Genomic DNA, 12,837 nt, shown 5'->3' with positions numbered 1-12,837 from the left:
TTCATTTTGAGTAGCTCCTTAATTAATTATTGTTAAAATATTATCATTTTTCTGACAATTTGTCAACTTTTTTTGTGAAATTAGTTGTAAAAAAATAAAGGAGATCTTTTAGGATCTCCTTTATAATTATATATTATTCATTATCTAATTGAAGATAAACTACTTGAGTAGTTAAGTATTCTTCTAAACCATGTTTACCATCAGCACCACCAATTCCTGATTTTCGACGTCCTGCATGGAATCCTTGCATTGCTTCAAAGTTTTCACGGTTAACATAAGTTTCACCAAATTTTAAGCCATTAATAGCTTTAAATGCAGTGTTAAGATTTTTAGTATAAACTGAAGAAGTTAGACCATATTCAGAATCATTAGCGTAATCTATTACTTCATCTAAAGTTTTAAATGTCGCAACAGGAATTACTGGTCCGAATATTTCTTCTTTCATAATAGTCATGTCATTTGTTACATCAGTTAAAACAGTAGGTCCATAGAAGTATCCTACTTGTTCTTTGTCTACTTCTCCACCATAAGCAAGTGTAGCACCTTGTTTAACAGCGTAACCAACTTTTTCGATCACTTGTTTTAATGCACGTTTTTCAATAAGTGGACCGTAATCCAAACCACGTTCTTTATTCGGATCTCCAAATTTAACTTTATCAAGTTCGTTGAATAAAGCTTCTTCGAATTTTTCTTTTATACTTTCATGAACGTATACTCTTTCTGCACAGTTACATACTTGACCTGAGTTGATAACACGAGAAGCAACAATTGCTTTTGCTGCAAGTTCTAAATCTGCATCTTCAAAAACTATAGCTGGAGCTTTTCCTCCAAGTTCTAATGAAACATTAGTGATGTTATCAGCAGCTGCTTTCATAACTTCTTGTCCTGCAGCAAGACTACCTGTTAAACTTACTAAGCCAACTTTAGGGTGAGATGCCAATCTGTTACCTACTACTGATCCACGACCGTGAATGATGTTTAGTACACCTTTTGGTAAACCAACTTCTTGACAAATTTCAGCGAAGATATGAGCGTTAATTGGTGTAAGTTGACTAGGTTTAAGAACTATTGTATTACCAGTAAGTAATGCAGGTGCAGCTTTTCTTGCGATTAAGAAGAATGGGAAGTTCCATGGTAGAATCCCTGTAGTAACACCATAAGGACGTTTGAATAAAAGAATATGCTCATCTTTTCTGTCGCTTTGAATAATTTCTCCCTCGTATCTACGAGCCCATTCTGCCATGTAATCCATATAATCAGCTGTGAAAAGCACTTCTACTTTTGCTAGTTCAAAAGTTTTTCCACCTTCGTTAACGATAGTTTGCGTAATTTCCGGCTCGCGCTCACGAATTTTTTTAGCAATTTTACGTAAATATTCTCCGCGCTCTACGGCTGGAAGTTTCTCCCATGATTTTTGTGCAGCATCAGCGGCATTGATAGCACGGTCAACATCTTTGAAATTTCCAGATGGAATCTTAGCGATTACTTCCTCCGTAGCTGGATTTAATACTTTAAGATGTTCGTGATTAAGATGTTCTTCAAACTCCCCGTTTATGAACATTTTTAAAATTTTAACTTCAGTCATAGTAGTTCTCCTTTAAGATATGATTTTAAAAGTAAACGTTATCATTACTTTTTATAAAATTATATCGTAAAAAATTTTAAAAAACAAATATTTTGTTTGTTATTTATTAGATATTTGGTTATTTAAAGTAAAATGATAGTGATTTTAGTAAAAAATTTAGTATATAACTGTAAATAAAAAAACATGTATCATTATTTTTTTGCTTTGTTCTATAATTGTTTATTATTGTATGATTGTATATTTTTTAAAATATTATTATATAGATTATAGTAAAAAATTTTTTGAGCAAAATTGTTACCACAAATATTGTATTTAGTGGTATAATTTAAAAGTAAGAAAAACTAGGAGGTTTAGTAATGAAACAAAATATCGGAGTTATCGGATTATCGGTAATGGGAAGTAATTTAGCGTTAAATATTGCTGATAATGGATTTAAAGTAGCGGTGTTCAATAGAACAACATCTGTTGTTGATAAAATGTTAGAGGAACATCCACATAAAAATGTTGTAGGAAGATATTCTTTACAAGAATTAGTAGATGGATTAGAAAAACCAAGAAAAGTTGTCTTAATGGTAAAAGCAGGTTTTGCTGTTGATAGTCTTATTGATCAACTTACTCCGATCCTAGACAAAGGGGATATTATTATTGACGGAGGTAACTCTTTCTTCAAAGATACACAAAGAAGATATGACTTGCTATTAGAAAAAGGAATTAATTATTTTGGTGTTGGAGTTTCTGGCGGAGAAGAAGGGGCTAGATTTGGTCCTGCTTTAATGCCTGGTGGCGATGAAAAAGCATATGAAGAGATTCGACCAATTTTAGAAGCAATTGCGGCAAAAGTTAATGGAATTCCATGTTGTAGTTATACTTCAACAGGAGGAGCTGGACATTATGTAAAAATGGTTCATAATGGTATTGAGTATGGAGATATGCAACTTATCTCAGAAGCTTACAAAGTCTTAAAACACTTAGGAGGCTTTACTAATGAAGAGTTACAACAAACTTTTGAAGAGTGGAATAAAGGTGAATTAGAATCATACTTAATAGAAATTACAGCCAATATTTTCAAAGTTAAAGAAGAAGATGGAAGTTATTTAGTAGATAAAATTTTAGACAAATCTCAACAAAAAGGTACAGGGAAATGGACTAACGAGCAAGCTATCGATTTAGGAATTGATGTTTCTGTAATTACAGCTGCCCTAAATGGTCGTTATATGTCTAATCTTAAAGAAGAGCGCGTTCGTGCAGAAAAAGAATTCGCTCGTAAACCTTATGCAATTGTTGAAGATAAAGAACATCTTAAAGAGATTGTTCGTGATGCATTATTTATTTCAAAAATTGTTTCTTATGCTCAAGGATTTAAACTTCTTCAAGCTGCAGAAAAAGAATACAACTGGACTTTTGATTATTCACAAATTGCAAAAATTTTCCGCGGTGGATGTATTATTCAAGCAAAAATTCTTCAAAATATTATCGAAGCATACCAAAATAATCCGGAGTTAGCTAACTTAATATTTGATCCATTTTTCAAAAATGTTATTGAAACAAGACAAGACAATTTACGTGAAGTAGCAGCATTAGCTATTACGAATAGATTACCATTAAGTGCTATGACTTCAGCTATTTCTTACTTAGATATTTATACTACTGCTGAAAGTGGAGCTAATTTAATTCAAGCACAACGAGATTACTTCGGAGCGCACACTTTTGAAAGAACAGATAAAGAAGGAAATTATCATTATGACTGGGTTGGGAACAATGAAAAATAAAAGTGCAATTACATTATTTGGTGGGACAGGAGATTTAACTTATAGAAAGTTATTGCCAGCCTTATATAATTTAGATGTTCTAGGAAAATTAGATAAAGAATTCAAAATTATTGTAATTGGTCGTCGTTCATATAGTCAAGAAGATTATATTAATATAGTTCGCGGTTGGGTAAAAGAGCATGCTCGAACTAAGTTTCACGATAATGATTTCCAAAACTATTCTTCAAGAATTATCTACTTTAAGATGGAGATGACCAATATAGAAGATTATAAACTACTACAAGAGTTTTATATAGAACAAGGAATTACAGAACATATTTATTATTATGCTGTTGCTCCATCGTTCTTTATAACTATTACTAATGGATTGAAGAAATATTGTTCAGAAAATAATGCTAAGGTTATAATAGAAAAACCATTTGGAGAAAATCTAGAAAAAGCAGGAGAACTTAATGATAAGTTGGCAGAATTCTTCAGTCAAGAGGAAATTTATCATATAGATCATTATCTAGGAAAAGAAATGATTCAAAACATTTTATCTTTACGTTTCAAAAACATTATTTTCAAAGGTGTTTGGAATAAAGATTTCATAGAAAATGTACAAATTACAGCAGCAGAGGCAGTTGGTGTGGGGACCCGTGCTAGTTATTATGATAAGAGTGGCGCTGTTAAAGATATGGTGCAAAATCATCTATTACAAGTTTTATCGATAGTAGCCATGGAAGAACCGAAGGAAGAAGGAAGTCGTGGAATTCACGATAGTCAATACAATCTTCTTTCTAAATTAGTGCCTATTACTAATGTGAATGATAGTCTAGTGATGGCGCAATATGAAGGTTATTTGGATGAAGAAAATATTTCTAAAGATTCTAAGACTGAGACTTATGCAGCATTAAAATTATTTATTGACAATGAGCGTTGGCAAGGGGTGCCGTTCTTTATTAGAACAGGTAAGAAAATGGGAGGCCGTGAAACTCAGGTTGTTGTTCAATTTAAAGCTGTAGGTGATATCCCTGGTAATGTGTTGATAATTAAGATTCAACCAGATGAAGGTGTTTATTTCCAATTTAATGCGAAAAAACCAGGAACGGAACAAGAACTTCAACAGATTTCTCTAGATTTTTGTCAGAGTTGTATTCTGGAAAATAGAATAAATACACCTGAAGCGTATGAGAGGTTATTAGATGCTTGCTTTAAAGGAGATCGTGCATTATTCTCTCAATGGGATCAAATAGTTGTATCATGGACTTTTGTTAATGATTTATTAGCGAAGTACTATAAACAAGGAGCGCCATTATATACTTACAAACAAGGTTCAATGGGGCCAAAAGAAGCAGATGAATTTGTTGATTGGATAAAATAAAAAGAAAAGATGTGTTACATAAAAGTAATGCATCTTTTTTAGAAAATAAAATGCTTCATTTTGAAGTTTACGCAAAACTATAAGTATAGTATAATAAAATGTGGATAAGATTGATTTAATAAAGAATAGTTAAGGGGATAGCGATGAAGTTACTAGATTCTATGTTAGAGTACAATAAATATTTTGTGAAGTTTGAGGAATATCAAAAATATAAAACAGAAGATAAATATCCTGCTAAAAGGGTGGTAATGTTCACTTGTATGGATACTCGTCTCTTGGAGCTTGCGACAAAATCTCTGAATTTAGCTCCAGGAGATGTTAAGGTAGTGAAAAACGCAGGTGCAATACTCACACATCCGTTTGGGTCAGTTATGCGTAGCTTGATTATGGCTGTTTATATGCTAAAGGCTGATGAGATTATCGTTATGGGGCACCATGACTGTGGTATGCAAAGTATCGATCCTAATTTGGTTTTGGAGAAAATGAAAGAAAGAGGAATATCAAATGAGACTTTAGATATATTACAATATTCAGGCATAGATTTAAACAAATGGTTACATGGTTTTGATGATGTTTTTGAAAGTGTTAGTCATGATGTTAATATGATAATAAATCATCCATTAATGCCAAAGGATATACCAGTGCATGGATTGGTAATCAATCCAGAAGATGGTAAAGTTGAAGTTGTTGTGAATGGTTATAGTAACATGAAAGATTAGTTAAGGAGAGGGTTAGTTTGAAAAAAATATTAATATTAAACACTGGGGGAACGATTTCTATGAGTGAGGATCATACAACAGGAAAAGTTTCTCCGACAGAAAATAATCCTATAAGCATAGGAGAAGGTATTTTTTCTCATATAGCTCACATATATATGGAAAATTTGTATAATCTTCCATCACCTCACATTACAGAATTTGAAATGTTTGAATTAAAACAGCGTATTATGCAAGCTATTGATGAAGGGTATGAAGGTGTCGTAATAACTCATGGAACAGACACTTTAGAAGAGACAGCGTATTATTTAGAATTAACTTTAGATGTTGAGATTCCTGTAGTTATAACAGGTGCGATGCGTTCTAGCAATGAAATAGGTGCAGATGGCTTGGCGAATCTTAGAAGTTCTTTAGTTGTTGCGGTTAGCGACGAAAGTAGCGATAAAGGAGTGCTTGTCGTAATGAATGATGAAGCTCATACAGCAACTTACGTAACTAAAACTCACACTACTAATGTAGCTACATTCCAAACTCCAACTTTTGGGCCTATAGGCTTAGTATCAAAAAATGAAGTTATTTATTTCCAAAAATTACTAAAGGAAGAACATTATGAAGTAAATAGTGTTTCAAAAAAAGTCTATCTTTTAAAAGCATATGCAGGAATGGGTGGGGAATTAATTGACGCTATCCGAAACTTAGGAGCAGATGGTTTAGTTATAGAAGCACTCGGTGCGGGGAATCTTCCGCCTAAAACTTTACCTGCAATAAAACAACTCCTTGATGACAATATTCCTGTGGTTTTCGTTTCTAGAGCGTTTAATGGAGTAACACAAGATGTTTATGACTATGTTGGTGGCGGAAAAAGATTTTGTCAAGATGGCGTTATTTTTACAACAGGATTAAGTGGCCAAAAAGCTCGTATAAAACTTTTGGTTTTATTAGAAGCGAATATAGATAAATGTAAACTAGAAGAATTGTTTTAGTATTTTTACTTTTAAAGTAGGGTTGAATAATTTTAGGAAATGTGTTAGTATAATAAGGAATTTTATAGGGAAAGAGGTTTAATTTTGAAATTCAAATATCATAAATCATATAAAGGTTTTTATTTATTGGATGGTAGCAAGTTTAAGAGACCTTACCAAAAATTAGATGAAGAAAAAACGTTAGAAAACTTAGCTAACAGAGTAGAATTTAAGCAAGATGAAGCTATTGAAATAGAAGATAAATGTGTAGCTTTTCTACAAAAAGAGAAAACTAATGAAGTACCTCAAAAAACTTCTCCATTAGTGAAAGAAAAGAAAGTTTCAAAAATTGATTTTAATAAATTAGAACTTAATTATAAGATACCAAGAATACTTTTGGAAAATTTATACAATGTGATTTCAAAAGATCAATCGTTCTCAGAAGAAGAATTATTATCGATTCTGGCATCAATAGAAAATATTATATTATTAGACGGATTGTTTTTTTCAAAAGTTCAAAAAATATTTTATTATAACGCAGAGGAACTTAATTTAGTTCTTAATAGATATAATTTTTGTAATTTAGATGTAGAAAAATTAAAAAAAGATATTGAACTAAATTATCCTAGTCAGTATATTTCTAATTTACCGGTTGATTATAAGGAATATGAGATGATTTTTGTGTTTTACTTTATAATCTTGGTAGAATTATTATCAATTTTAAAATAAAAAATAAATTTTTTGATGATATTATAATAAAAATCCTTGATTTTTTCAAAAGGGTTTGTTATAATCTAATCAGAAAGTTTATTTTTTTTGGTGTTAGATGGTCAAAAAGTGACCGAGCAGGACGTAAGACGTCCAAACAAATAAATTTTCAATAAATAGGGGAATAAGAAATATGGATATTTTACATTTGTTACATATACAAAGTAGACTTGTACCCGAAATGGTTATGAAATTCAATAGTCGTTATGAATTGTTGATTACAATAAAAATTAATCAACCAGTCGGAAGAAAGACGCTATTAAATTTTATAAATATGACAGAAAGGCAATTACGAACAGAATGTGATATATTATCTGATTTGGGTTTAATTACTAAACACACAACAGGGATGAATATTACGGAAAAAGGAGAAGAATTTCTTTCGGAAGTAAAATCATCTTTAGTAAATGACACGTTTGTTAAAGAAAGAAATCTAATAAAAAAACATTTCTCAATAAGACAAGTTCATGTTGTAGCAGGAGATTTTGTTAGTAGTGAAGTTACTCGAGCAGAGATGACGGAATTACTTTTAGATAAGGTCAATAAACAAATAACCAAAGAATGTGTTATTGGAGTTAGTGGAGGCAGTACAATGTACTATGTGGCTGGAAAAGCTAATGAAACATTTGGTTATAAAAAAAATGTTATTATAACACCTATAAGAGGAGGGTTATCTGTTGTTAATACGGAATATCAGGCAAATGATATTGCGGCAAAAATGGCTAATAACTCCGGACATGATTATCAACTATTGCATGCTCCGGATAACATAGGGAAAAAAGCATTAGAAGAACTCGTAAAAGAGCCTGTTGTAAAAAATGCTCTTGATGTTATAGATAGGACATCTATAATAATCCATAGTATAGGGAATGCTTTTGAAATGGCTCATAGAAGAAAGTCTTCTATGGAGGTTTTGAAAGTGTTGGAAGATAAAAAGGCCGTTTCTGAATCATTTGGTAGTTATTTTGATAAGGACGGAAATGAAATATTTAAAACGTCTACCATAGGTATGAGTTTTAAAGATGTTGATGGCATTAATAATGTCTTTACAATAGTAGGTGGAGAAAAAAAAGCGGATGCAGTATATAGTTATCTATGTACAAAACCCGCCAATGCGACACTAATTATTGATGAGGCTATTTGCAAAAAAATTATAAAAAAGTTAGTATAAATTTTAGGAGGAACTAAAAATGACAGTAAAAGTAGCAATTAACGGATTTGGACGTATCGGAAGATTAGCATTAAGAAGAATTCAAAACGTAGAAGGAATTGAAGTAGTAGCGATTAACGACTTAACACCAGTTAATCAATTAGTACACTTATTAAAATATGATACAACTCAAGGACGCTTTAAAGGTGAAGTTGTAGAGAAAAACGGAAGCTTAGTAGTAAATGGAAAAGAAATCAAAGGATTTGCTAATGCAAACCCAGCTGAATTACCATGGGGAGAATTAGGAATCGATGTAGTATTAGAATGTACTGGTTTCTTCACTTCTAAAGAAAAAGCAGAAGCTCATATTCAAGCAGGAGCTAAAAAAGTTGTTATTTCAGCTCCAGGTGGAAACGATGTTAAAACTATCGTATACAATGTAAACCACGAAACTTTAGATGGAACGGAAACAGTTATCTCAGGTGCTTCATGTACAACTAACTGTTTAGCTCCAATGGCTAAAGCTTTACACGATAACTTTACAGTAGTTGAAGGATTAATGACTACAATTCACGGATATACTGGAGATCAAAATACACTAGACGCTCCTCACCGTGGTGGAGATTTACGTCGTGCTCGTGCAGCAGCTGAAAACATCGTACCTAACACAACTGGTGCTGCTAAAGCAATCGGATTAGTAATTCCAGAATTAAACGGAAAATTAGATGGAGCTGCACAACGTGTACCAGTACCAACAGGTTCATTAACAGAATTAGTAGCAGTAGTTGAAAAAACTGTTACAGCTGAAGAAGTTAATGCTGCAATGCAAGCTGCTTCTAACGAATCATTTGGATACAATGTTGATCCAATCGTTTCTTCAGATATCGTAGGAATCGAATACGGTTCATTATTTGATGCAACACAAACAAAAGTATTAACAGTTGGAGACAAACAATTAGTTAAAGTTGTTTCTTGGTACGACAACGAAATGTCTTACACATCTCAATTAGTAAGAACATTAAAATACTTTGCAGGATTAATAAAATAATCTATAATAGATAATAGGAAGAATAGATAAGATATAAGTTTACTAAACTTATATCTTGTCTCATATATTCTAATAAATTTTTAAAAAGGAGCTTTCCATGAAAAAATCTATCAAAGACTTAGGTAATTTACAAGGGAAAACGGTTTTAATGCGTGTTGATTTCAACGTACCTTTAAAAGATGGAAAAATTACTAACGATAACCGCATTACAGCGGCGTTACCAACAATAGAGTATGCACTGAATCAAGGTGCGAAAGTTGTTGCATTTTCTCATTTAGGACGTGTGAAAGAAGAAGCAGATAAAGCTTCTAAGAGTTTAGCGCCAGTAGCTGTAAGATTATCAGAATTATTAGGTAAAGAAGTAAAATTCATTCCTGAGACTCGTGGAGCTGAATTAGAAGCGGCGATAAAAGGATTAAGAGATGGCGAAATCTTAATGTTCGAAAATACTCGTTTTGAAGATGTAGATGGTAAAAAAGAATCTAAAAATGATCCTGAGCTTGCAAAATACTGGGCTTCACTAGGTGATGTATATGTTAATGATGCTTTCGGGACAGCACACCGTGCCCACGCATCTAACGTTGGTATAGCATCTAATATTGGTGAAGGTAACTCTGCTTCTGGATTTTTAGTTGATAAGGAAATTAAATTTATCGGTGGGGCAGTAGATAATCCAGAGCGTCCGTTGGTAGCAATTTTAGGTGGAGCTAAAGTTTCTGATAAAATTGCTGTTATTGAAAACTTATTAGAAAAAGCGGATAAAGTAATTATCGGTGGAGGTATGGCTTATACTTTCATGAAGGCACAAGGTAAGGAAATTGGTATGTCACTTTGTGAAAATGATAAAGTTGAATATGCTCGTGAACTTATGGCTAAAGCAGGCGATAAACTAGTTTTACCTATTGATACGGTAGTTGTTAAAGAATTTTCTAATGATGCACCTAGTCGTATAGCAGAAAGTGATATTCAAGCAGATGAAGAAGGATTGGATATTGGTCCAAAATCTGTTGAACTATTCAAGAAAACTCTTGAAGGAGCAAAAACAGTAATTTGGAATGGTCCTATGGGTGTCTTTGAAATGCCAAACTTTGCTAAAGGGACTATTGGAGTTTGTGAAGCAATTGCAAACTTAGAAGGTGCTACTACTATTATCGGTGGTGGAGATAGTGCAACAGCTGCTATTTCTTTAGGATATGCTGAAAAATTCTCTCATATCTCAACAGGTGGAGGAGCATCTTTAGAGTATCTTGAAGGGAAAGTATTACCTGGTATCGATTCATTATCAAACAAATAATTTTTTAAAAATTCAAGGAGAGTAACGTTATGTCAAGAATCCCATTTATCGCAGGAAATTGGAAAATGAATTTAACAGTAAAAGAAGCGCGTGAATTTGCTAAAGAAGTTGCAACAAAGGTCCCAGCAGCATCTTCAGTAGAATCAGCTATTTGTGCACCAGCTACTCATTTAGAAGCCTTAGTAGAATTAACTAAAGGTAGTGAATTAGCAATCGGCGCTGAAAACTGTCACTTTGAAAAAAGTGGAGCATTCACAGGAGAAACTTCTCCTTATGTATTAAACGATTTAGGTGTTAAATATGTAATATTAGGTCACTCTGAAAGACGTGAATACTTTGGGGAAACTGATGAATTAATCAACAAAAAAACTATTGCTGCATTCGAAAATGGTTTAGTACCTATCGTATGTTGTGGTGAAACTCTAGAAGAGTATGAAGCTGGAAGAGTGGTAGAAGTTATTACTTCTCAACTACGAGTTGACCTTGCTGGTTTAACAAAAGAGCAAGCGGAGAAACTTGTTGTTGCTTACGAACCAATTTGGGCAATCGGAACTGGAAAATCTGCAACTAAAGAAGATGCACAAAAAATGTGTAAAGCAGTACGTGATATTGTAGAAGGTCTTTACGGAAAAGAAGTTGCTGACAAAGTACGTGTTCAATACGGTGGATCAGTTAAACCTGAGAATGTAAAAGAATACCTAGCTTGCCCAGATGTAGATGGAGCATTAGTAGGTGGAGCATCGCTTAAAGTTGATTCATTCTTAGCGCTTTTAGAAGGCGGAAAGTTAGCTTAATTTTAGCAAAACAAAATAAATTATAGTATAATAAAAGTATAAATTAAATAATAAGGAGAAAGTTAATGTTAGCAAAAACATTTGATATTATCGCAGAAGTATATGCAAGAGAAGTTTTAGATTCACGTGGTAACCCAACTGTAGAAGTTGAAGTAACAACTGAATCAGGAGCATTTGGACGTGCATTAGTACCATCAGGAGCTTCAACAGGTCAATACGAAGCTGTTGAATTACGTGACGGAGATAAAGGACGCTACTTAGGTAAAGGTGTTTCTAAAGCTGTAACTAACGTTAATGAAGAAATCGCACCTTTATTAGAAGGGAAATTTGATATTTTTGATCAAGTAGCTATTGACTACGCTATGATCGAACTTGACGGTACTGAAAACAAAGGACGTCTAGGAGCTAACGCTATTTTAGGTGTATCTTTAGCAGTAGCGCACGCTGCAGCAGATTCATTAGGAGTACCTCTATATAGATATTTAGGAGGAACTAACTCTAAAGAATTACCAACTCCAATGATGAACATCGTTAATGGTGGATCTCACTCAGATGCTCCAATTGCATTCCAAGAGTTCATGATCTTACCAGTAGGAGCACCTACATTTAAAGAAGCATTACGTTGGGGAGCTGAAGTGTTCCACAACTTAGCTAAATTATTACATGCTCGTGGTTTATCAACTGCAGTAGGTGATGAAGGTGGATTCGCTCCAACATTTGAAGGAACTGAAGATGCCGTAGAAACTATCTTAGAAGCTATTAAAGCTGCTGGACTTGAGCCAGGTAAAGATGTATTCTTAGGATTTGACTGTGCGTCATCAGAATTCTACGAAAACGGAGTTTACAACTATGCTAAATTCGAAGGAGAAGGTGGAGCACACCGTACTTCAGCTGAGCAAGTTGATTACTTAGAAGAATTAGTAAATAAATATCCAATTATTACTATCGAAGATGGTATGGATGAAAACGACTGGGATGGATGGGAACTTCTTACTGACCGTATCGGTGACCGCGTACAATTAGTAGGGGATGATTTATTCGTAACAAACACTAAAAAATTATCTCAAGGTATCGAACAAGGTGTTGGTAACTCAATCTTAATTAAAGTTAACCAAATTGGTACTTTAACTGAAACTCTAAACGCTATTGAAATGGCTAAACGTGCTCGTTACACAGCAGTTATTTCTCACCGTTCTGGAGAAACTGAAGATTCAACAATCTCAGATATCGCAGTAGCGACAAATGCTGGACAAATTAAAACAGGTTCTCTTAGCCGTACAGACCGTATTGCTAAATATAACCAATTATTACGTATTGAAGATGAGTTATATGAAACAGCTGAATACCCAGGTGTTCGTGCATTCTACAATATTAAGCGATAATAAATA

11 protein-coding genes are annotated in these 12,837 nt (G+C 33.2%); 10 read left to right on the top strand and 1 reads right to left on the bottom strand.

Going from position 1 to position 12,837, the window contains the following annotated elements; all coding sequences use genetic code 11:
* Positions 1-133 precede the first annotated feature (133 nt).
* Positions 134-1,585, bottom strand: a complete 1,452-nt coding sequence (gene aldA / locus DQN46_RS07200) for an aldehyde dehydrogenase (RefSeq protein ID WP_111743534.1) — start codon at positions 1,583-1,585, stop codon at positions 134-136.
* A gap of 356 nt (positions 1,586-1,941) precedes the next feature.
* On the opposite strand from aldA, the gene gnd reads away from it, so the two are divergent.
* The 10 genes from gnd (at position 1,942) to eno (ending at position 12,831) form a co-directional block, all read left to right on the top strand.
* On the top strand, positions 1,942-3,354 hold the full coding sequence (gene gnd / locus DQN46_RS07195) for a decarboxylating NADP(+)-dependent phosphogluconate dehydrogenase (protein ID WP_004633429.1): 1,413 nt from the start codon (positions 1,942-1,944) through the stop codon (positions 3,352-3,354).
* Positions 3,326-4,717, top strand: a complete 1,392-nt coding sequence (gene zwf, locus DQN46_RS07190; protein WP_111743533.1) for a glucose-6-phosphate dehydrogenase — start codon at positions 3,326-3,328, stop codon at positions 4,715-4,717. Before gnd ends, zwf begins: the two co-directional genes overlap by 29 nt.
* A 143-nt stretch (positions 4,718-4,860) precedes the next feature.
* A complete protein-coding gene (locus DQN46_RS07185; protein ID WP_111743532.1) occupies positions 4,861-5,436 on the top strand; it encodes a beta-class carbonic anhydrase in 576 nt (191 codons plus the stop codon).
* 17 nt (positions 5,437-5,453) lie between these two features.
* Positions 5,454-6,416 carry an asparaginase gene (locus DQN46_RS07180; RefSeq protein WP_111743531.1) on the top strand — a complete coding sequence of 321 codons (963 nt, stop codon included), beginning with the start codon at positions 5,454-5,456 and terminating at the stop codon, positions 6,414-6,416.
* An 84-nt stretch (positions 6,417-6,500) separates the two neighbouring features.
* On the top strand, positions 6,501-7,124 hold the full coding sequence (locus DQN46_RS07175; RefSeq protein ID WP_111743530.1) for an exonuclease SbcC: 624 nt from the start codon (positions 6,501-6,503) through the stop codon (positions 7,122-7,124).
* Positions 7,125-7,296: 172 nt separating this feature from the next.
* On the top strand, positions 7,297-8,334 hold the full coding sequence (locus DQN46_RS07170) for a sugar-binding transcriptional regulator (RefSeq protein ID WP_111743529.1): 1,038 nt from the start codon (positions 7,297-7,299) through the stop codon (positions 8,332-8,334).
* 19 nt (positions 8,335-8,353) lie between these two features.
* Entirely contained in the window at positions 8,354-9,361 is a 1,008-nt protein-coding gene (gene gap / locus DQN46_RS07165; RefSeq protein WP_111743528.1) for a type I glyceraldehyde-3-phosphate dehydrogenase, read from the top strand.
* Positions 9,362-9,458: 97 nt separating this feature from the next.
* Positions 9,459-10,655 (top strand): phosphoglycerate kinase, encoded by a 1,197-nt coding sequence (locus DQN46_RS07160; protein ID WP_111743527.1) that lies wholly within the window; start codon positions 9,459-9,461, stop codon positions 10,653-10,655.
* Between the two features lie 29 nt (positions 10,656-10,684).
* Positions 10,685-11,449, top strand: coding sequence for a triose-phosphate isomerase (tpiA, locus tag DQN46_RS07155; RefSeq protein WP_111743526.1), 765 nt, complete (start codon positions 10,685-10,687; stop codon positions 11,447-11,449).
* Positions 11,450-11,514: 65 nt separating this feature from the next.
* Positions 11,515-12,831, top strand: coding sequence for a phosphopyruvate hydratase (eno, locus tag DQN46_RS07150; protein ID WP_111743525.1), 1,317 nt, complete (start codon positions 11,515-11,517; stop codon positions 12,829-12,831).
* Positions 12,832-12,837 lie beyond the last annotated feature (6 nt).

Source organism: Gemella morbillorum (assembly GCF_900476045.1).
GTDB classification, from domain to species: Bacteria; Bacillota; Bacilli; order Staphylococcales; family Gemellaceae; genus Gemella; species Gemella morbillorum.
This window is presented reverse-complemented; position numbering and strand designations above follow the sequence as displayed.

Bases quoted from the DNA above. Each gene is read 5' to 3' on its own strand.
- aldA (WP_111743534.1), bottom strand. From the start codon at position 1,585: ATGACTGAAGTTAAAATTTTAAAAATGTTCATAAACGGGGAGTTTGAA.
- gnd (WP_004633429.1), top strand. From the start codon at position 1,942: ATGAAACAAAATATCGGAGTTATCGGATTATCGGTAATGGGAAGTAAT.
- zwf (WP_111743533.1), top strand. From the start codon at position 3,326: ATGACTGGGTTGGGAACAATGAAAAATAAAAGTGCAATTACATTATTT.
- DQN46_RS07185 (WP_111743532.1), top strand. From the start codon at position 4,861: ATGAAGTTACTAGATTCTATGTTAGAGTACAATAAATATTTTGTGAAG.
- DQN46_RS07170 (WP_111743529.1), top strand. From the start codon at position 7,297: ATGGATATTTTACATTTGTTACATATACAAAGTAGACTTGTACCCGAA.
- gap (WP_111743528.1), top strand. From the start codon at position 8,354: ATGACAGTAAAAGTAGCAATTAACGGATTTGGACGTATCGGAAGATTA.
- DQN46_RS07160 (WP_111743527.1), top strand. From the start codon at position 9,459: ATGAAAAAATCTATCAAAGACTTAGGTAATTTACAAGGGAAAACGGTT.
- tpiA (WP_111743526.1), top strand. From the start codon at position 10,685: ATGTCAAGAATCCCATTTATCGCAGGAAATTGGAAAATGAATTTAACA.
- eno (WP_111743525.1), top strand. From the start codon at position 11,515: ATGTTAGCAAAAACATTTGATATTATCGCAGAAGTATATGCAAGAGAA.